Below are 20,420 nucleotides of genomic sequence, written 5' to 3'. Positions count from 1 at the left end.
AGTGTTTAGCCGTTGATCAACTCAAGAGCCTTTTGGATGGCCTCGTTAAGGCGTTTGTCCGCCTCTCCGTACGCCGCCCAGTCTCCGGCTTCCATAGCTGCCTTCTTGTCTTCCATCGCCTGCTGAGCGTCGGCGAGTACGTCGGCCAGGTCAGACGACGGCACATCGGGCGTCTCGGAGCCCGAATCGCCGTCTCCGCTATCTGGGTTCTCGGGCGGAGCCTGCGAATCGTCATCACCGTCTGCGGCCGCCTGGTCGCCAGCCTCGGCACCGGAGTCACCGCCGAACAGCTTGTCGAGCGCCTCGTCGAGCGTGTCTTCGAAGGCGATCTTGTCACCGAATGCGACCAGCACCTTCTGCAGCAGCGGATAGCTCGTCTCACCCGTCGACTTCACGTAGACCGGCTGAACGTAGAGCAGACCACCGCCAACGGGGAGGGTCAGGAGGTTGCCGTTCAGCACTTCCGTCTGCCCCTGTTTCAGAATGTTGATCAGGTTCGATACAGCGGTGTCGGAGTTGAACGAGTTCTGCACCTGACCCGGACCCGGCACAGTCGTGTCCTTCGGCAGTCTCAGCAGTGTCAGCGTTCCGTAGCTGTCTGCTACGGTTCCCGCTTTGCTGCCCGCGTTCGAGTTCGCCGAGAGGTAGCCGGCTAGCACGCTCGAGGCACCACCACCACCAGGGATGAAGCTGGTGTACAGCGAGTACGACGGGTGGTCCTCGCCCGGCATCTGCATGGACAGGTAGTACGGAGGCTGAAGAGTGCTGCTGCCCTCCTTCGCCTGCGGATCTGCTGGCGTCTTCCACAGATCGGAGTCCGAGTACCACTTGTTCGGGTCGGTCACGTGATAGCGCTGAAGCACATCACGCTGCACCTTGAAGAGATCTTCCGGGTACCGCACGTGCGACAGCAGGTCGCCTCCCATCTCAGACATCGGCTTGACCGTCGAGGGGAAAATCTTCTGCCATGTCTGCAGGATCGGGTCCTTGTCATCCCACGAGTACAACGTCACCGAACCGTCATACGCGTCGACAGTCGCCTTCACGGAGTTGCGCATGTAGTTGATGTCGTCGAGTAGGAACGACTGGTTTCCGTCTTCGTTCGATATTGCTGAGCTTAGGCTTGTTGTCTTCGAGTACGGGAAAGAGTTCGACGTTGTGTATCCGTCGATGATCCAGACGATGCGTCCGTCGACAACGCTGGGGTACGTGTCCGAGTCGAGCGTCAAATACGGTGCGACTTTCTGCACTCGTTCGCGCGGACTACGGTCGTACAGAATCTGCGACTCGGGGTTCACGTTGTCAGAGAGGAAGATCTGCTCTGACTGGAACTTGAGGGCGTACACCAGCTTGTTGAAGATGTTGTCAAGTTTCGGCCCGGCGTCGCCGGTGAACGTCGTGTACGTTTCTCCCGATTCGCCCGACGGGTAGTCAAGCTCAACGTCACTGCCCCCCTTGGGGCCACCGACGACGGAGTATGTCGGCGAATTCTCGCCGAAGTACACCCGCGGCTCGAAGTCACCCAGAACACCGGTCGAGGGAATGCCCGACTGCATGAACACGGGCTCTCCGTCGCTGGAGCGCTGATTGCCGTATGCGGCGACAAGGCCGTAGCCGTGCGTGTAGACGAGCGAGCTGTTCACCCAGCTGAGGTCCTCTTTCACCCCGCCCTGGTTCATCTCGCGTACAGCGACAACAGCATCCTGCACCTTGCCGTCAATCGTGTAGCGGTCAACGTCAAGCTCGGGCGAGAACTGGTAGTAGGTCTTGAAGCGCTCGAGCTGCGTGACAGTGGCGCTGATCAGATCGGGATCGATAATGCGAATGGATGCTGTCGTCTCAGCGTCCGACCGCAGAGCGCCAGGCTCAGCATCCGTTGTCGCATCGTAGTCCACCTCCTTGACATCCGAGACGCCGAAAGCGTCTCGGGTCATGTCGATGTTGCGCTCGATATACGGCTGCTCGAGAGCCCGTTCGTTCGGCTCTACCTGGAAGCGCTGCACCACCCACGGGTAAGCGGTGCCGATGAGAAGGGCCGAGACGAGCAGCAGCGCCGTGCCGACGACCGGAAGACGCCAGCGCCCGATGAACGCGGTGACGAAGAACAGGATCGCTACGAAGACCGAGATGCCCGCGAGAATCGCGCGGGTTGGAATTGTTGCGTTGACGTCGGTGTAGCTGGCACCAGTGATGAGGCTGCCTGTCTCAGTGAGCGTGAGGTACTGATCGACCCACACGCTGACAGCCTGAATGAGCAGGTAGACACCGGCGAGCACGGCGATCTGAATGCGCGCAGCCTTTGAGATGCGCAGCTCGCGCCCGACAAGCTGGATCGAGCCGTAGAGGAAGGTAACCGCTGCCGAGCAGATCAGCGCGAGAAGCACAACCGCCGAGGCAAACGCGAGAACCTCACGGAAGAACGGCAGCTGGAAGAGGTAGAACGACACGTCGAGTCCAAACTGCGGGTCGGTCTGGCCCGTGGGCGTGGCGTTGAGCCACATGAGCACGGTCTCCCAGTTCGTCGCAGCCGAGAAGCCGGCGAACAGGCCGAGCAGCACGGGGATGCCCCACATGCCGAGTCGACGAAGCGGCTCGATGAGCTCCTGGTAGCGGTCGAGCTGCGAATTCAGTTTCGCGTAGACGGGCCGCAGCCGATACGCCAGCTGCAGAGCTCCCCACACGGGAACCGCCATCGCAACGAACCCAATGAAGAACATGACGATCGTGGCGACCCACTGCGTTGTGAGCACCTGGGTGTAACCCAACTGCTGGAACCAGAGGAAGTCTGAGTAGAAATTCGCGAATATGAAGAACAGCACAACAAGCACACCAACGGAGACGAGTGTGATGGCGAGCGGTGCGCGCTTCTTTCGACCGGCATTCGAGGAACGTGCCGTGGCAGATGACATCGATTGGCCTTTTCAGTGTCGGGGTTTAACTGTCAATCCTACGGACAAACGCCATGCTTTGCCTGTGCACGGCAGATGCTCACGGCGAACACATCGGCAATGACGCGGTCGAGTCGCCGTCACGCACCGATTTCAGCACAGCGAGCGAATCTTCGAGCGTGGCGACTTTGAACACCGTGAGCCCGTCGGGTACATGGCCGACGACTTCATCGCAGTTGTCGGCTGGGGCGAGAAAATACTCGGCGCCAGCATCTCGGGCGGCGTACAGTTTCTGCCGAATTCCACCGATCGGGCCGACCTGTCCCTCGGCATCGATCGTTCCTGTGCCCGCGACGGATGCGTCTCCGGGCAATGGGCCCGGTGTGAGCTTGTCGATGATGCCGAGCGCGAACATCATGCCGGCACTCGGACCCCCGACGTCATTGAGCTTGATGGATACGTCGAAGGGAAATTCGTACGTCTCGGTGGTCTGAACGCCGATGACGACACCCGTTGCCCCATCGGAGTACTCGACCTCGGTCGGAGTGATGTCGACGTCGAACTTCTCGCCATCGCGGACGACGATCAGAGTGAGCGGTTGATCGGCCCCGTGCTCAGCGATGACGTCTTGCAGACCCGAGACGTCCGTGACGGCAGTTCCGCCGGCCTCAATGATTTCATCTCCGACTTTCAGAACGCCGTCTGCCGGCGCATGTTCGACGACACCGCCGACGATGAGTGATGACGTGAAATCGACGTCGAGTTCTGTGAGAGCAGCGGCGACGGCATCCTGTTGTGAGTTCACCATCATGACCTGCGACTGGGCGTCGCGCTCTTCGGCGGTTGTGCCGTCTGGGAAGTACAGCGACATGGGTACGACGGCTTCACTCGGGCTAAACCATGCAGTGGCGATCTGGAACCAGTTCGGGGACTGCTCGGGGTTGCCGACAACACTCACCGTGAGCATGTCGAGAGTCTTTCCCACGTCATGGGTCTCGGTTCCGCTGATCGAGATGAGCGGTTCCGGTTCATCGTCGAGCTCGGTCTCGCCGAGCACATTGAAAACGGGGCCGGGCTGCTGAATGACGTACGGCGATGGGGAGAGCGCGAGAACCCCGAGAATCACGAACGACACGGCGAGACTGCACCAGCCGATGACCGAGGCCCTTGAGCGAGGCGGTTCCGGCTGCTGGGGTTCGACAGCGGGCGCGTCGGTGCCGTCTGCGCCGATCTGATCGTCGCCTTGCAGCGTCACGCGGGTCCCTTTCCGAAGATGTTCGCGACGGGCGGACGAATACCACCGGCGACCACGACTAACCTCAAGCTTCAGGCACTAGCGTAGAGCGACAACACCGTCTCTCGCTGAAAGGTGGCTGAAGTGCCAGACGAGGACAAGAACCCCGAAGACGAGTTCCAGGACATGATCCGGGAGATCCTCTCGGGCAATTCCGGCGTCGATCCAAGCAAGCTCGCGGGCGCGGCAGGGCTTCCCAACGACCCGGCGTCTCTACAAGCCATGATGATGCAGTTTCAGCGCGCGATGCAGCAGAGCTCAGATGGCGAGATCAACTGGAACGTCTCAACGGAGCAGGCCGTCGAGATCGGCCGAAAGGATGCCGTCAGCATTACGCCGGCCGAACGTTCGCAGCTCGACCAGGCATTCCACGTCGCTGAGCTGTGGCTCGCGGAAGTCACATCGTTCGCGTCGCTCACCAGCTCGCCTCGTGCGCTGAGCCGCGCCGAGTGGTCGAAGGCGACAATGCCCCTGTGGACACAGCTGGCAGAGCCGGTCGCCACGAACATTTCAAACGCTCTGACAACCGTTTTGAAAGAGCAGGCCCCCGAACAGCTGCAAGACATGATCGGTCAGGCAACACGCATGATCAAGAGCATCGGCGGAACAATGTTCGCCATGCAGCTGGGGCAGGTCGTCGGGCAGCTCTCAACCGAGGTGGTCTCTGGCGGAGACGTTGGAATTCCGCTGCTCAACGACGAGGCTGCACTCATTCCGCAGAATGTCGCGGCTTTCGGTGAGGGCCTCGATATTCCTGATGATCAGGTTCAGCTCTACCTGGCCGTGCGCGAGCTCGCGCACGCTCGACTCTTCCGCCACGCGCGGTGGCTGCGATTGCACGTCATCTCCTCGATCACCGCCTTCGCGCAGGGCATTCGCATCGATACCGATGCGATTGAGGAACTCGCGTCAGGGTTTGATCCGTCGAACACTGAAGAACTACGTGAAGCGATGACGAACGGCTCGCTCATTCCCCCAAAGACCGACGAGCAGCTCGCTGCCCTTGAACGTCTCGAAACGACGCTCGCGCTCATCGAAGGCTGGGTCGACGTCGTCACCGCTGAAGCGACCTCTCGGCTTCCCAAGGCAGACGCTGTCGCCGAGACGGTGCGGCGACGGCGCGCAACGGGTGGGCCAGCCGAACAGGCGTTCTCAACTCTTGTCGGACTTGAGCTGCGGCCACGCCGCCTGCGCGAGGCGGCTGCCATGTGGCGAACCGTGACCGAAGCGGTTGGGTCCGCCGCACGGGACTCCTTGTGGCAGCATCCGGATCTCGTGCCGACATCGGCCGATATCGACGACCCCGCTGCTCTCGTCGCGCGACTCGAGGCCGCTGCACGTGGTGAGACGCCCGAGCCTGACGAGTTCGATATGGCTCTCGAAGATCTTCTGCGCACTGAACACGAGGCGAACTCCGGCGAAACGGAATCCGACGGCACGGACACGCCGCCAGACGAACCTCCCGCCGTGCCCTGACGATCCGCCTGTGGATAACCTCGACTCGACCTGCCGCGAGTGAGGCACCATATCGAGCATGGTTATCCAGCTCGATCCACGCTTTCCGCTCGTCTGGCGCTCTCCCACGACAGTTCAGCTCGGCATCGATGACGTTCGTGTCGTCGCGGAACTCTCACCAGCGCTGGAGCATCTGCTGTACGCGGTGCGCCGTGGGGTCCCCCGTCATGCTTTGACGGTGCTTGCAGAGCATCAAGGGCTGGCCGAGAGCGACGTCGACGCGTTTCTCGCACTTCTCGCACCGGCACTCCGCGCGCCGCGTGAGGTGCGCACCCCGCTGCGGGTGCTGATTGAGGGAAGGGGCGAGACCGCGACGAATATCGAGCGTGACGTTGACACGGTGGGTAATGGCGAGATTCCCGACGTCGCCGTCATCGTCGCGCATTTCGTGATTGACCCGGCTCTGTCGGTGCGTTGGCTGAGCCGCGACGTTCCACACCTACCCGTCGTCATCTCGGACTCCGAGGCACGCGTCGGCCCGTTCGTTATCGGTGGTGAGGGGCCGTGCCTGCATTGCATTGACCGAGAGCGCGCCGACCACGATCCTGCCTGGACGGCGATCGAAACCCAGCTTCTCGGGGTCGCGTCTCACCTCGACCGTGGTGTGTTCTCGCGCGACATCGCCGCCGTCGCCACTCGGATGCTTCACGAGTTCGACCGGGAAGGACGACGTCCGTCGACCGCCGTGAGTATTACCGTCTCGCCGTCCGCCCCGCAGCGGGTGACCGTGCACCAGCAGCATCCGGATTGCGGATGCCGATCTCTTGAAGAAACCTCGACCTCTCGCGTGGCCGACGCTGACCCTCTTCAGACCAGGTGATCGTGAGACGACGGCGCGCTCGTGTAATGCCCACGTAGAGAAGCCGACGCTCCTCGTCGATCTGCTCAAAGCTTCGCGCATAGCTGATTGGAATAAGTCCCTCAGAAAGGCCGGGCAGATACACCTCATCCCACTCGAGGCCCTTCGCCGAATGCAGTGTCGCGAGGGTGACGGCCTGCATCGTCGGCTCATGCTGCCCTGCCTGACGTTCAAGCAATTCGTCGGTGAACTGCCGAAACGTGGTGCTGGGCGGCGCCTGGTCGACGAGCCCCATGAGCGCATTGAGCAATTCCCAGGTCGAACGCACAGCGCCCTGCCCGTCAGGGGGAATCTGGCTCCAGCCGAGCGAACGCAAAACATCACTCACCGATTTGAAGAGCGGCTCGTCTGACACGGAGACGGATGCCCCTCGCAAGGCGAGAATGGCGCGCTTGACTTCTGGACGATCAAAGAAGCGCGTCGACCCGCGAACGTGATAGCTCACGCCGACATCGCTCAACGCAGTCTCGAGCACGGCCGCCTGGGCGTTCACTCGATAAAGCACGGCGATGTCCTCTGGTCGAGAACCGGCCTCGATGCGCAGCAGGATCGACTGCGCTATTCCGCGAGCTTCCGCCATATCGCCCTGATACCGCACGAGATCAGGGTCCACGGCCGGCACGTCACCAGCAGCGCCCGCAGCCTTCAGCGTCAGCGCTCCCGGCCGATCTCGCATGAGACGGTTCGCGGTCGTGACAATCGGCTGGCTCGAACGGTAATTACGTTCGAGCCGAACGACCTGCGCCCCGTCGTAGCGCGATCCAAAGCCCAGAAGAAAAGTTGAGCTCGCTCCAGCGAATGAGAAGATCGTCTGACTCGCGTCGCCGACAACGCACAGCTCGCGACGATCGCCGAGCCACAGATCGAGCAGCTGCTGCTGAAGTGGCGAGACGTCCTGGTACTCGTCGACAACGAAGAAGCGATATTGCTCCCGCACCTGCAAAGCAACGCGCGGCTCCTGCTCCAGCATTCCAGCGCACGACAGCAGAACATCCTCGAAGTCGAGCTGGCGACGTTCATCCTTGAGATCTTCGTAAGTCTGAAGCATCGCTACAGCCTGCTCGAGATCCAGCCGTCCGGGCAGCGGGCGCCCTGCCCCCGCGTACTGTTCAATGCTGCGTCCAGACACCTTGCGCCATTCCACTTCAGCAGCGAGGTCGCGCAGTGTCGCTGTGTCGACGCCGAGCTTCAGTCTTTCTGCGGCATGGCCGAGAATGCGTGCTTTGCTCTCGACTAGCCTCGGCATATCTCCGCCGACCACTTGCGGCCAGAAGTAACCGAGCTGGCTGAGAGCTGCTGAGTGAAAGGTCTTCGCGGGTACATTTCCCGCCCCCAGCTGGCGCAGTCGGCCTCGAAGCTCTGCGGCTGCCCTGTTCGTGAATGTCAATGCCAGCAATCGATTCGCCGCGTACGTGCCCGTGGCAACACCGTGCGCAATGCGGTGGGTGATCGCACGTGTCTTTCCCGTACCCGCACCGGCGAGCACACACACGGGGCCGCGCAGCGTCTCGGCAACAACTCTCTGGTCGTCGTCCAGTCCCGCCAGCAGACTCTGGGTCACTCGCCCACCAGCCACTGCTCAATGATCGCGTGCGCAATCGACGAGCGTCCGGGCAGAAGTACGCCACTCGCCTCGTCGTTCAGCTCGGCGCGCGTAAACCACCGGACCTCGAGAATCTCGTCCCCGTCTGGCGTCGTGTCACCGGCATCCTGGTCGCTCTCGATCTGCGCCGAATAGCCGAGCATCAGCGATCGCGGAAAGGGCCAAGGCTGCGATCCGAGGTACCGTGGGTTGGTCACTCGAACGCCAGCTTCTTCGTACACTTCGCGAATCACGGCGGCCTCGAGCGATTCGCCTGCCTCGACGAATCCGGCGAAGAGCGAGTAACGCCCGGCCTCCCACGCGGAGTTCGATCCGAGGAGTATTCGATCGTCTGCATCTGTGACACACACGATCACGGCCGGATCGGTGCGTGGAAAATGTTCGGCATCGCACGACGGGCAGCGGCGCATCCATCCCGCGTGCTCGACGACAGTCGCGCTGCCGCAGCGAGAGCAGAATCCGGATGCTTCGTGCCAACCGAGCACCGCGACCGAACCCGCTGCGAGGCCAGCGTCGCGATTGCTCAGGTTCGCGGCAATCTGCCGCAGCGGTGCCCACGTCACATCGGCGTCGTCTGCGCGCACCGCAACGACGGGCGTGCCCTCGACGATGCCGTTTTCATCGACCATGGTGGTGCCCAGGTACACCATCTGCTCGGTGCTTTCGAGCTCGGAGCAGAGTCGCAAATCAAGGTTCTCACCGTCGACGGCCACGTCGCGTCCGTGCACAAGAACGACACGTGTTCGCTCGTCCGTGCGGACGCTGTCGAGAAACCCAGGCTTGGTTCGGGCATTTCCATCGCGGTCAAACGCTGTACGCGACAGCGGAAGGCTGCCGAGGGCTGTCATCGGACTCCTCACGGTTGAACGGGCGTGGCGCACGGGTCACGACGAGGTTCACGACCTAACCTAGATGCCATGGCCAGGTCTCCTCTCACTCTAGCGGCGGTCGCGACGTCGGCCCTCCCCGGCACAGCGTTCATCGGAAGCGGCGAGCTCGGGCACCGCGAGTCCGGCGCCTTCGACTCGGCGCTTTTGCTTGCCGACGACGACACGCGTTATGTCGTTCGCGTTCCGGCGAATCAGCAATCCGAGACCGATCAGGCGCGCGAACTTCTTGTGCTGCAGGCGATGAGCGACGGCATCCGCAGTCGGCTCCCGTTCGACGTTCACCGCGTGCTCGGCCAAGCCCCGACGGGAGAGACGCGCGCTGTCGTTTACGATTTTCTTCCCGGTTATCAGGTCGAGGCAGAAGAGATTCCGCCGGGCGATGGAGTCGCCAGCTCGATGGGCGGAGCACTCGCGGCTCTGCACGCGCTGCCCGGATCGTTCGTGTCTGAGGCGGGCCTGCCTGTGCAGAGCTCAACCGACAGCAGAGACGAAGCGCGAAATGTCATCGAACGCGCTGCCGCCACAAAGTTGCTTCCCGCTGCCGTGCGCAAGCGGTGGGCGGATGCCGCGGCAGACGACGCGCTGTGGCGATTTCAGCCGACAGTCATCGGTGGCTCCGTCGCCGCGGACTCCTTTCTCATCACCGATCACGACGCGGGCCCGATCGTCACCGGAATGATCGGCTGGGGCTCGCTGCGCGTCGCTGATCCCGCTCGCGACTTGCACTGGCTCTCTGCCGCGGGCGAAGCCGCCGAGAGCGTCTTTGCCGCCTACGTCGCTGCAAGTGTTCGCACACCAGACGCTATGATCCGACAGCGTTCGATGCTCTACGCCGAGCTCGAACTTGCACGCTGGCTGCTGCATGGCAAAGACCTGCACGACCAGACCGTGATCGACGACGCCGTCGCAATGCTCGATGGTCTTGTCGACAGCGTTCTCGGCAACCTCATGTCGCCGCTGTCGTCATCCCCCGGGCCCGTCATGACGGTGGCCGATGTGCAGGAGATGCTGAAAAACACTCCCGCGACTCCGGCGGCCGCGGGTTCGTCGGCGATCTCGATGGACACCGACAGCTTCGACCCTGACGAGTTCGAAAGAGAGCTCGCGAAGGAGACCGCCGCACGAGGCGGTCACGAGGATGCTGCCGAGCAGCAGTCCCCCGATGAGCAGCCCACAGGCCCTATCAATCTGCCTCAGTCACGCGAGAGCGACGACTCCCAGCGCGACCGCAGCTCGTCTTCAGACGAGACGTGATCCGGCCGCACGATCAGGTCATCGGCGACGTAATAGAGCACTGCGTCGATGGTGTGGGGGTCGACCCCCTCTGCCTGAGCGTAGGCAGCGCGATACAGTGCGAGCTGCAGCTGGCGGTCTTCGAGCTCTGACGCCGTGCGCGGCGGCTTCCCTGTCTTCCAATCGACAATCTGGTAGCCATCCTCCGTGCGGTACACGGCGTCGAGCTTGCAGATGATGATTTGGTCGGCGAGCACGAAGTTGATTTCGCGCTCCACGTCGATGGGGCTCGCATTTCCCCACTGCGATGCCTCGAACGTGCGCTTCAACCCGGCGAGAGCATCGAGCTCTGCTTGCTCGGCGGGAACCAGCGTTCCCGCGTGGTCGGCGTCGTCATCGAAGAACGCCGAGTCGAGGGTTTCTGCTCCCCCGCTCAGCCCTGAGCGTTCTTCCACCCACGAGTGGAACAGCGTGCCGAGCCGTGTCTGACGGTACGGCTTCTCTGGCATCGGGCGGCGAAGCGCTGTCGCGACAGCATCCGGGTTTGTCACGTAATCCTTGAAGCGCGATGCGGGCACGCGCGACGGCAGCTCGACGCTCGGGCCTGCCGTCAGCTTGCGCTCTCGCTCGGCAAGCAGCAGGGCAATCTCGTCATCCCACGGCGTGTTCGATGCGGAATCTGCGTCGCGCACTGCCTGCGCCGCTGTCAGCACCGCCGACCGCCGTGCGCCGAGAGGATCGCGCGGCCAGGGCAGAGGCGGAACGTCGATGGCCAGGGGATTCTCGTCGAGATCCGATCCCTCAGGCAGCTGCTCGATCGCTGAAGGGATTGCACGGTGGATGTCTGCGAGGAACGCTCCGGGTACGCGCGGGCGCTTCTGCGTCGACCAAAACGATCCGGTGGCGAGCAGGGCATCCCGAGCACGCGTGACGGCGACGTAGGCCAGACGCCGCTGCTCTTCGGCGCTGCGTCGTTCGAGCGCCTCGGCGAAGTCGGCGTTGGCACGCACGAAGTCCTGCTGGTTTACGGCAGAGCGCCAGGCAAGTTCTGGCAGGTCGAAGCGGTCGCCCCTGAACACGTACGGGAGCTCACCGAACGCCATCCAACCTCGCCTGTTTCGAGCTTTCGCCGGAAGCTCGCCGTCGACGAGCCGTGGAACGGCGACGCTGTCCCATTCGAGCCCCTTTGCGCCATGGATCGTGAGAATCTGCACCGTTCCGGGCTCGGGGTCCTCCGTGCGCGGGCTGAGATTCTCGCGTTTCTCTGCTTCGGCGAGCCACGAGAGAAACGGACCGAGAGCTCCACGCTCGTCCACGGCGAGATACGCGGAGATCTGGTCGGAGAACGACTCGAGACTCGGTCGTCCGAGCGCGTTCGCCGCGTTCGCCGCCACCTCGATGTCGAGGCCAAGCTCCTGAATGACGAGACTGACCAGATCGCTGAGGGCGAGCCCCGAGCGTCGCCGAAGTCGGGCGATCACCTCGCCACATGACCGCATTCGCGCTCGCCCACTTTCGCTGATGGATTCCAGTGCCCTGTGCGCGTCAGGGGCGGTCACCAGAAAGTCGAGCGCGTCGACGAGAGATGCGCTGTCGTCATCAGCCACGGATTCGCGCAGCAGCCGACGAGTCTCCTCGGGCACACGCTGTTGGTGCAGGTCTCGATCCGCGAGCCAGCGCGCTGTCTGCCTGAGCCCGGCGATGTCTTTCGGGCCGAGGCGCCAGCGCGCACCCGTGAGCAGTCTGATGAGCTCCGAACCTGCTGTCGGGTCGTCGAGCACACGCAGGGTGCAGACGAGATCGACGACGACAGGCTGTTCAAGAAGGCCGGCGAGTCCGAGCACGTGATACGGAACGTCGCGTCGCTCAAGCGCGTCAGTGAACGGTCTGACGCTCTTGAGCGATCGACAGAGCAGGGCGGCCGAGCGACCGGTGTCTCGCAGCTGCTCGGCGAGCCACGCCGACACCTCTTCCGCCTCGTCGTCGATCGTCTCGGAATACCGAATCTCCACGGTTCCCTTCGGGGCGACCGGTGAGGGCGCCAATGCGGTGACCGGGGCGTCGGGCAGCGAAGGGAGCGGGGCGACGAGGGCATTTGCCGCGTCGAGAACACGGTGGGCATTGCGCCAGCTCGTCGAGAGCGAGAAAGCACGTCGTCCACCGAAATCGGGGCCGAATCGCGCAAGGTTGGAGGCGCTTGCCCCTCGCCAGCCGTAGATTGACTGATTCGGGTCCCCCACCGCCATGACCCCGTGATTGGCAAACAGTCTCGACAAGAGCTCGGTCTGCACCACAGAGGTGTCTTGGTATTCATCAAGGATCACGATGTGAAACCGCTCGCGATACTCGTCGGGAACGCGCTCGATCGTTCGAGTGATCTGCAGGGCGAGCGCCACTTGGTCGCTGAACTCGATAAACCCGCGAGAACGTTTCACTTCGTGAAAACGGCGGGCGTGCTCCAGCAGCACGGGAAGCGACGCGACGTCGCTGCATGCCGCCATAAGCGTCTCATCGGGCTTGCGTTTTCGACTCGTCTCGTCGTTGATGGGAAGCTCGGCGAGAGCGGTGAACTCATCGCACAGAGCACCGATGTCGGGAATGCTCGCGAGCGCGTCGTTGTCGCTCAGGGCGTGGGCGACGCCGACGACGGCCGTTGTGATGGTGTCGACGCTTTTGTCGATGTGGGCGAGGCGGTCATCGTCACTCGACACCACGATGTCACGGGCGAGCGACCAGGCGGATGCCGCACTGATAACGGTTACGTCGGGCTCTCGCCCAATGAGACGGCCGTGCTCTCGAAAAAGGGCGGCTGCGAAGGCGTTGTACGTCGAAATCGTCGGCGACTCGAGAACATCGTCGTCATGGCCGTCACGTCCCCGAAGCTGAGCGATCCGCTCGCGCACGCGGCTGGCGAGCTCGCCTGCTGCCTTGCGCGTAAAGGTGAGCCCGAGCACCTGCGAGACCGAGATGTGCTCGTTGGCGAGCAGCCACACGATGCGGTTGGCCATCGTCTCCGTCTTGCCGCTGCCGGCACCGGCGACGACGAGGGCGGGTTCGAGCGGCGCTTCAATCACAGACACCTGCTCGTCGGTCGGGTTCGGCAGCCCGAGCCGTGCCGCGATCTCGCGTGCGCTGAATGTGCTCATTCTGAAACTCCCGCGATCAGATGGATGCGATACGTGAACGCTGATGCCGGATCTCGCTCGTCGAGATCGACCGCGCCGGGAAATGTGCTCGCCGCCATTCCCTCACCCGCAGCGATGAGACGCACAGCGAATGCCGCATGCGCCTCGTCGTCGGCGGCATCCTGAGCCATGATGCGATAGCGACGCCCGTCGACGGCGCTCGAAACGAAGAGCAGCGCCGCTCCAGCACTCGCCGCGCCGTCGGCGCCGTCGATCGCTCCACGTGCGAGAGCTAGCTGGTAGGCACTCAACTGAGCGTTCGACGGTATATCTGTCTTGCGCGGAATCGTTCGCCCCGTCTTCAGGTCGACAACCACGACGCGGCCGTCGGGCAATCGCTCCACGCGGTCGATGATGCCGCTGAGCACCACATGATCAACATCCACCTCAAAGCGGCCCTCGGCGCTGACTACTGTCTTTCCCTCTCGTTTGGCGTCACGAAGATATTCGGACAGCGCGGCGACGAGATCGCGAGCACGGCGTTTTTGCGCGTCAGCGATCCATGGGGCGTCAAACCGCAGTTCTTTCCACCTTTGCTCGACATCAGCCCACAGAGCCTCTGTTCCGAGTCGCTCGTCTGTCTGTTCGAGCTCCGGGAGCGCCCCCGCATTCTCCATCGCCGAATGGATGACGGTGCCTATTCCGGCGATGACACCAGAGGGGCTCGCCGCCATCGTGTCGATAAACCACACGAGCGGCGACTTCTCGAACATCTCAAGCTTCGAGGGTGACACTCGAACGCGCGCGTCGGGATCGCTCAGTTCAACGAGAGGGTCGGTGCTCGACGGCTCGAGCATGCCGTACCACTCGGCGGGATCCGCCCCGTCAATGTTGTTCTGCGCAAGACGTGCGAGGGCGGATGCCGCACTCGTTCGATCATCGGGGTGGGCACCGTGCGTGGCGATACGTCGAAGCCGCCCGGTGAGCCCCCTGAGGGTGAAAGGGTGCTGGCCCTCTCTGGCGTCGCGCGCAGGTGCCTGAGCGATAGCGGGAAATCGAAAGAAGACGCTCGGCTGCTCGTCATCATTTGCCGTTGCGCTTACGACAACCTGCGTCGACGCGCGCGAGACCGACAGGGCGAACATGCGCAGTTCATCGGCGAGCACGTCGGCCCGTGCGTCGAGGTCCCCGACCGGAAGTCCGGCGAGGATAGAGCTCAGCAGCTGCGGATACAGCAGCGATCCGCGAATCTGTGGATTTGGCCAGGCCCCCTCTTGCACGTGGGCGACGACGACGACGTCAACCTCTGTTCCCACAGCCGAGTTTGGTGTTCCGACCCACACGGCGTCGAACGCCGCCTGTGGCGTCAGGGAGTCCTCGGGAACGTCTGCCGAGAACACCTCATTGAGGAAGCCCTCCGCGGGATTCTCAGGGGAACGTTCAACGAAGCGCTTTGCCGCGGTGAACAATGCCATGACAGCATCCAAATGCCGGTTCGCTTCTTCGGCGGCAAGCCCTGTGCCGAGAGATTGAGCCCCCCAGCTCTCGGCAAGCCCGCTCGCGGACCATAGAGCCCACAGCACCTCCTCGATACTTCCGCCGCCCGCAGCGAGCTCCCGTGCGGAATCGAGCGAGGCTGCGAATCGCCCGGCGCGCCGCGCAGACGCACTGTCGATTGTGGCGAATCCGTTCGGGTGCCCGAACGCCTGAACGATGAGCTCTCCGGGCGTCGACGTTCCTCCCCCGGCGATATCTTCATTGCGCAACTCCCTCTTGAGCCGGCGAAGGGCGACTGTGTCGATGCCGCAGACCGGGCCGGTCGCCAACGATTCGACAAGCTCGACGGTGGGTGGCGCGAAGCCGACCGCGAGGGATGCCGCGTCGAGAAGCTGCCGTGACGCGTATGCGTCACGGATGCTCAGTGCACCGACTGGCGTTTTCGTGGGCACCTCGGCAAGCGCGAGCGCCTTCGACACAACGGGCACGAGCGCTCCCGAACGCACGATCACGGACATGCGGGACCACGGCACATCGCGAAAAAGTCTGTGCTCTCGAAGCACGCGCGCGATCTGTCGGTACTCGGCCGCAGGAGATGTCGCCTCAATGCGCACAACCGGCTGCCCGTCGGCGCTGTCGTCGGCCGCGGCATCGGCGCGACGATGCTCTACTCCGCCCGCTGCCCCGATGCGTTCGGCGACACTGCCGACGAGCCCCCGGATGCTGCGGGTGCCCCGATGAACGGTGGACAACGTGTGCCCGGTCACAGGGGCACCAAGGCGCTGCTGCAGATGGGAGAGAGCACCCACGTCCGAACCGCGGAACGTGGAGACGGCAACGTCGGGATCGCCAAAGGCGATGATGTCGATACCCCGCGATGCGAACGCACGCAGCAGTCGCGACATGCCGGGCCCGAACTCCTGAAGATCGTCAACGACGACGAGGCGCAGACCGGCTGTTCCGCTGCCCTCTGAGACACGCTGCACGGCTTCGGCCAAGAGCTCCGACGAGTCACGGTAGGCAGAAGCGTAGCTGTCGACGACAACTCCGTACTCGTCGATGACATCGGCGGCGGCCGCCCATTCAGGCCGCTCGTGCGCCGCAGCAAGGGCGCGAAGGTCGGCGGTACTCGTGCCGTTTTCTACGCACCGCATGATGAGCTCGCGCAGCTCGGTTCGAAAGCCCTGCAGTGCCCGAACATCGTCGCCGAGGCTCGTCGGCCAGACGGGCCCCGATCCGTCGAGCACGTGGCCCGCGAGAATCTCAGCAAGGATGTGGTCTTGCTCAGCGCCCGTCAGAAGTCGGACCGGCTCAGGCCCCGTAGGCATCGACCGCTGGACGATCTGGAACGCAGCGCTGTTCACCGTGCGAGCGAGGGGACCATTCGTCGGCACGCCGATGCGCAGAGCGAGCCTGTCGCGCAGACGATTTGCAGCAAGACGCGAGGGCACGATTGCGAGCACATCGTCGGGCGCTACCCCGCGATTCTGCACGCGGTCGGCGACCACCTCAACGAGCGTCGTCGTCTTTCCGCTTCCCGGCGCTCCGGCAACGGCGTGGTGCCGGCCAGAAGGCGCTTGAACCACGGCGCGCTGGGATGCGTCGAGCACGGGTGCATCCGGATGCCTGTCGTCATCGGAAAGCGGGGCGAAAATCGTCTGCGTCACAGTGAACACGGTACCGTTGTGCACCGACAGCGCCGGTGCACACAGGTGTTCGCTGTCGGCGGCATCGCGCGGCCTACAGTGAGGCCCGCAGTGCCGTAGTGTTGAGCACGTAGCACGAAGAAAGGGACACACGTGGACATTCGCATCGGTATCACCAACAGCCCCCGTGAAATCAACTTTTCGACTGAGTCTGCAATCGACGACGTCAAGAAGACGATCGGCACCGCGCTGAGCGACAAAGCTCCATTCTTCGAGCTCGCCGACGATAAGGGCAATGTCTTCGTGATTCCGACAGAGGGTGTCGCATACGTCGAGCTCGGCAACGAAGAGTCCCGACGCATCGGGTTCGTCGCGTAGGCTTTCAGCATGGAACTGCTTTTCGTCATGCTCTTCGGCATCGCCGCCGGTCTCGCCGCACGGTATGCCCTGCCATGGCGCCCGCAGCACGGGAGTATGCTCGTTCCCGCGATCGGCACCATTGCTTCCGCTGTCGTCTGGATTGGGCTGACCTGGCTCGGGTGGGCGTGGGACGGCGGTTGGATCTGGGCTGTCTCCATCGCCGCAAGCGTTGTCGTCTCCGTGTGCCTTGATCTCGTGATCGGCTCGGTGCGAAACTCACGCGACGCCGCGATGCTGGCCTCGTTGGGCGCCTGAGTTCTCAGTTGCAGTCGATCATGGCTGCCGCGTTCTAGGCCGTCAGGCCGAGAGAATCCATTCTTCGAGTGTGGGCGGCAATAAGCTCGGTGAACACGGGCTCGACACGTTCTTCGGTAGCTCCGTTCTCGTTCGGAACGATGGTGTGTGCAAGAAGAAGCGTGTCACCAACGAGACGGCGGCCCCACAGGGCGAGCATCGACGAGATCTCGGGGGCCAGTTGAATACGAGACTGCAGATACTGACGCAGCACATCACGCCGATTGTCTTCCGCGAGAATCGCGGTGACTCGCTTCGAGATGTCACTGGGAAGGCTTGACGCCAGCCCGAGAAACAAATCGTCAAGAAGCCCAGCTGTCACATAAACTGACAGAACCCGCTGTTCAAGCGACCCTCCGTCCGTCTCCTCCCTGAGTCGTCTCACCGACTCCTTTGGCTGAGCCATCGACGTGGCGGGATCTTCCTCCCGTCGGCGAATCTCGTCCGTAAGCGATGTGTGCTTGCGCAGGGCGATTGCGGCAGCCTCGGCGACGCCGGGCGAAAACGACAGATCGTCCATTGCCGCGCTGAGCGTCGACAGCATCTCAAAGACGCTCAGCTGCAGGTACGCGGCCTGCCCGAGGTACGTGCTCGTGTCCGGATGAAGGTCCGTGAACTCCACGCGAACAGCCGACGTCTCGCCGCGCCCGCGCAGGCGTGGCAGCTCTGCTGACGAGCGTCGTCTCTTGAACCCGAATCGCACCCGCCCAGCTTACGTGATGCTCACTGAGCTAAGCTCGACCTGAACCCGGCATCGGATCGGGCGACTACGCCTCACGTGAACGAAAACAGGCGTAGACCATTTTCGGCACGGACAAGGCAGCAATTACCTCGTGACATTTTCTGAACTCGGCGTCGACAACGACATGGCCGACGCTCTCGCACGCAAAAATATTCTTGAACCCTTCCCCATTCAAGAGCAGACAATTCCTCTCGCTCTGACGGGTCAGGACATCATCGGGCAGGCAAAGACCGGAACGGGCAAAACCCTCGGCTTCGGCCTGCCACTCCTGCAGCGTATCGGCGCGCAGCCGGGGCCAGGGGTGAAGGCGCTCATTGTCGTTCCCACTCGCGAGCTCGCGACGCAGGTCGCTCAAGACCTCGAGGTTGCCGCGGCAGACCGCGACGTCGAGGTTGCGATGATTTACGGCGGAAAGGCCTATGAGGGCCAGATCGAGCAGCTGCAGAACGGCGCGCAGGTCGTCGTCGGTACGCCAGGTCGGCTCATCGATTTGATCAATAAGCGCGTTCTGTCTCTCACAGGCGTTCGCGAGATGGTCCTCGACGAGGCAGACAAGATGCTCGATCTCGGCTTCCTCTCCGACATCGAGAGATTGTTCTCCGTCGCCCCCACGACACGACACACCATGTTGTTCTCGGCGACAATGCCGGCACCGATCGTCGCCCTTGCGCGACGGTTCATGACGCGACCCATCCACATTCGCGCTGCTGCCCCCGATGAGGGCATCACCCAAGCAAATATCAAGCACCTGATCTACCGTGCTCATGCTCTCGACAAAGACGAGACGATCGCCCGCATTCTGCAGGCAAACGGCCGGGGCAAGACCATCATCTTTATGCGGACGAAGCGCGCCGCGGCGAAGCTCCTCGAGGAATTGCGCGACCGAGGGTTCCCCGCCGTCGCCGTACACGGGGACCTCAATCAAGAGCAGCGTGAGCGTGCGATGGCGGCTTTCAAGGCTGACAAGAAAGACATCATGATCGCCACAGACGTCGCCGCCCGCGGAATCGACGTCAACGATGTCACGCACGTGATCAACCACACAATCCCCGACGACCACGAGGCATACCTTCACCGTGTCGGGCGCACCGGACGAGCGGGGAAGACGGGAATCGCCGTCACGTTCGTCGACTGGGCAGACATGCACAAATGGACGCTCATCAACCGGGCACTCGAGCTCAACCAGCCCGAGCCCACCGAAACGTACTCCTCGAGCCCACACCTCTATTCTGAACTCGACATCGCAGAGGGCACCAAGGGACGAATTGTCTCCAAACGCCCCGAAATCGCCCCGAGCGAGCGCACAACGCACAGCGAACCACGAAAGCGCAACCGCAGCAGACGGCGCTCCGGCAACACGGGCCACGCAACGGATCAGCCCTCAGCGCGCTCCGAATCGGCGCCAGCCGAGGCGGCCGGTGTGCACGACGGGCACGGCCCTGAGCACAGGGACGGCAACAGCGCCCCGCGTCGTCGGCGTCGACGCCGCTCGGCATCGACACCGACGGAGTAACAACGTTCTGACCGGCTACGGAGAGACGGGAGTCCACCCGTCCGCGGCCGCGATGATGCGCTGAACCACCGGCGACGGAGTTGTATTTTCGCCGAGAAGGTTCGGCTTTCCCGCGCCGTGAAAGTCGCTCGAGCCCGTCGCCGCGAGTCCGTACCGCCGCGCGTATGAGCGAAGCAGAACCTTACCCTCCGTCGTGTTCTCTCGATGATCGATCTCCAAGCCGAACAGCCCGGCGTCAACAAGCTCGCAGATCGAGCTTTCCGACAGCATCCCGCTTCTGCCCGTCGTTGCGGGGTGCGCGAGCACGGCCACTCCCCCAGCGGCTCGCACGAGCGCGACCGCAGTGGCCGGGTCGGGCGCGTAGTGGGGGAAGACGTAGCCGCGCGCCGGATGAAGCATGTCATTGAACGCCTCTGTTCGATCGGCGGCAATGCCTTTCGCCACGAGCGCATCGGCGATGTGCGGCCTGCCGAGCGTCGATCCGGGGCGTGCCTGGGCGCGCACATCCTCCCAGGTAATGGCAAAGTCCGCCGAAAGACTCTCGACGATGGTCTCTGCGCGGGTGAGGCGTGACTCTCTGATGCGAGCGGTTTCGTCCACGAGCGCGCGATTCTCAGGGTCGACGAGATACGCGAGAAGATGCACGCTTCTGTGCCCGTGACGTGTGCTGAGTTCCATTCCCGGGATGAGGGCGATACCCACGTCGAGCGCGGCCTCGCTTGCTTCTTCCCACCCCGCCGTCGAATCGTGGTCGGTGAGTGCCAGCGTTCCGATTCCGGCCTCTGCGGCGGCGATGACGAGCTCTCGGGGGCTTTGCGTGCCGTCGGAGATCGTCGAATGCGTGTGCAAGTCTGCCGGACTGGGAAGCTCACGTGTCATAGGGGAATCCTACGGACATTAC

General features: G+C 63.2%; 13 protein-coding genes. 5 read left to right on the top strand and 8 right to left on the bottom strand.

Features of this window, described 5'->3' with window-relative positions; translation table 11 throughout:
- Positions 1 to 5: 5 nt before the first annotated feature.
- Together HCR76_RS06335 and HCR76_RS06330 are read right to left on the bottom strand one after the other, a co-directional pair.
- Entirely contained in the window at positions 6 to 2,909 is a 2,904-nt protein-coding gene (locus HCR76_RS06335) for a UPF0182 family membrane protein (protein WP_166989244.1), read from the bottom strand.
- Positions 2,910 to 2,988: 79 nt separating this feature from the next.
- Positions 2,989 to 4,143, bottom strand: coding sequence for a YlbL family protein (locus HCR76_RS06330; RefSeq protein ID WP_235933995.1), 1,155 nt, complete (start codon positions 4,141 to 4,143; stop codon positions 2,989 to 2,991).
- A 114-nt stretch (positions 4,144 to 4,257) separates the two neighbouring features.
- Here HCR76_RS06330 and HCR76_RS06325 point away from each other — a divergent pair, with 114 nt between their 5' ends.
- A complete protein-coding gene (locus HCR76_RS06325) occupies positions 4,258 to 5,658 on the top strand; it encodes a zinc-dependent metalloprotease (protein WP_244971504.1) in 1,401 nt (466 codons plus the stop codon).
- Positions 5,659 to 6,389: 731 nt separating this feature from the next.
- Here the strand turns inward: HCR76_RS06325 and HCR76_RS06320 are convergent.
- A complete protein-coding gene (locus HCR76_RS06320; protein ID WP_166989240.1) occupies positions 6,390 to 8,117 on the bottom strand; it encodes an ATP-dependent helicase in 1,728 nt (575 codons plus the stop codon).
- Positions 8,114 to 9,007: an NAD(+) diphosphatase gene (gene nudC / locus HCR76_RS06315; protein ID WP_166989238.1), complete on the bottom strand. Its 894-nt coding sequence runs from the start codon at positions 9,005 to 9,007 to the stop codon at positions 8,114 to 8,116. Before nudC ends, HCR76_RS06320 begins: the two co-directional genes overlap by 4 nt.
- Before the next feature lie 69 nt (positions 9,008 to 9,076).
- On the opposite strand from nudC, the gene HCR76_RS06310 reads away from it, so the two are divergent.
- Entirely contained in the window at positions 9,077 to 10,303 is a 1,227-nt protein-coding gene (locus HCR76_RS06310) for a phosphotransferase (RefSeq protein WP_166989236.1), read from the top strand.
- Here the strand turns inward: HCR76_RS06310 and HCR76_RS06305 are convergent.
- Both HCR76_RS06305 and HCR76_RS06300 read right to left on the bottom strand, forming a co-directional pair.
- Positions 10,243 to 13,428 carry an ATP-dependent DNA helicase gene (locus tag HCR76_RS06305; RefSeq protein WP_166989234.1) on the bottom strand — a complete coding sequence of 1,062 codons (3,186 nt, stop codon included), beginning with the start codon at positions 13,426 to 13,428 and terminating at the stop codon, positions 10,243 to 10,245. The genes HCR76_RS06310 and HCR76_RS06305 overlap by 61 nt on opposite strands.
- Entirely contained in the window at positions 13,425 to 16,571 is a 3,147-nt protein-coding gene (locus HCR76_RS06300; RefSeq protein ID WP_166989232.1) for an ATP-dependent helicase, read from the bottom strand. Before HCR76_RS06300 ends, HCR76_RS06305 begins: the two co-directional genes overlap by 4 nt.
- A gap of 132 nt (positions 16,572 to 16,703) precedes the next feature.
- Between HCR76_RS06300 and HCR76_RS06295 the strand changes: the two genes are divergently transcribed.
- Complete coding sequence (locus tag HCR76_RS06295) at positions 16,704 to 16,928, top strand: DUF3107 domain-containing protein (protein ID WP_166989230.1); 225 nt, start codon at positions 16,704 to 16,706, stop codon at positions 16,926 to 16,928.
- A 9-nt stretch (positions 16,929 to 16,937) separates the two neighbouring features.
- The gene (locus HCR76_RS06290) at positions 16,938 to 17,225 is read left to right on the top strand and encodes a hypothetical protein (RefSeq protein WP_166989228.1); all 288 of its coding nucleotides are present in this window, start codon (positions 16,938 to 16,940) and stop codon (positions 17,223 to 17,225) included.
- Positions 17,226 to 17,259: 34 nt separating this feature from the next.
- On the opposite strand, the gene HCR76_RS06285 is transcribed toward HCR76_RS06290, so the two are convergent.
- Entirely contained in the window at positions 17,260 to 17,886 is a 627-nt protein-coding gene (locus tag HCR76_RS06285) for a ferritin-like fold-containing protein (protein WP_166989226.1), read from the bottom strand.
- Positions 17,887 to 18,097: 211 nt separating this feature from the next.
- Between HCR76_RS06285 and HCR76_RS06280 the strand changes: the two genes are divergently transcribed.
- Complete coding sequence (locus HCR76_RS06280; RefSeq protein ID WP_166989224.1) at positions 18,098 to 19,519, top strand: DEAD/DEAH box helicase; 1,422 nt, start codon at positions 18,098 to 18,100, stop codon at positions 19,517 to 19,519.
- 15 nt (positions 19,520 to 19,534) lie between these two features.
- Here HCR76_RS06280 and HCR76_RS06275 read toward each other — a convergent pair whose 3' ends face one another.
- Positions 19,535 to 20,398: a PHP domain-containing protein gene (locus tag HCR76_RS06275; protein ID WP_166989222.1), complete on the bottom strand. Its 864-nt coding sequence runs from the start codon at positions 20,396 to 20,398 to the stop codon at positions 19,535 to 19,537.
- Positions 20,399 to 20,420: the final 22 nt, after the last annotated feature.

Origin of the sequence: Paramicrobacterium chengjingii, from assembly GCF_011751765.2 — a bacterium.
Classification (GTDB): Bacteria; Actinomycetota; Actinomycetes; order Actinomycetales; family Microbacteriaceae; genus Paramicrobacterium; species Paramicrobacterium chengjingii.
This window is presented reverse-complemented; position numbering and strand designations above follow the sequence as displayed.

Bases quoted from the DNA above. Each gene is read 5' to 3' on its own strand.
- HCR76_RS06290 (WP_166989228.1), top strand. From the start codon at position 16,938: ATGGAACTGCTTTTCGTCATGCTCTTCGGCATCGCCGCCGGTCTCGCC.
- HCR76_RS06305 (WP_166989234.1), bottom strand. From the start codon at position 13,428: ATGAGCACATTCAGCGCACGCGAGATCGCGGCACGGCTCGGGCTGCCG.
- HCR76_RS06275 (WP_166989222.1), bottom strand. From the start codon at position 20,398: ATGACACGTGAGCTTCCCAGTCCGGCAGACTTGCACACGCATTCGACG.
- HCR76_RS06335 (WP_166989244.1), bottom strand. From the start codon at position 2,909: ATGTCATCTGCCACGGCACGTTCCTCGAATGCCGGTCGAAAGAAGCGC.
- HCR76_RS06310 (WP_166989236.1), top strand. From the start codon at position 9,077: ATGGCCAGGTCTCCTCTCACTCTAGCGGCGGTCGCGACGTCGGCCCTC.
- nudC (WP_166989238.1), bottom strand. From the start codon at position 9,007: ATGACAGCCCTCGGCAGCCTTCCGCTGTCGCGTACAGCGTTTGACCGC.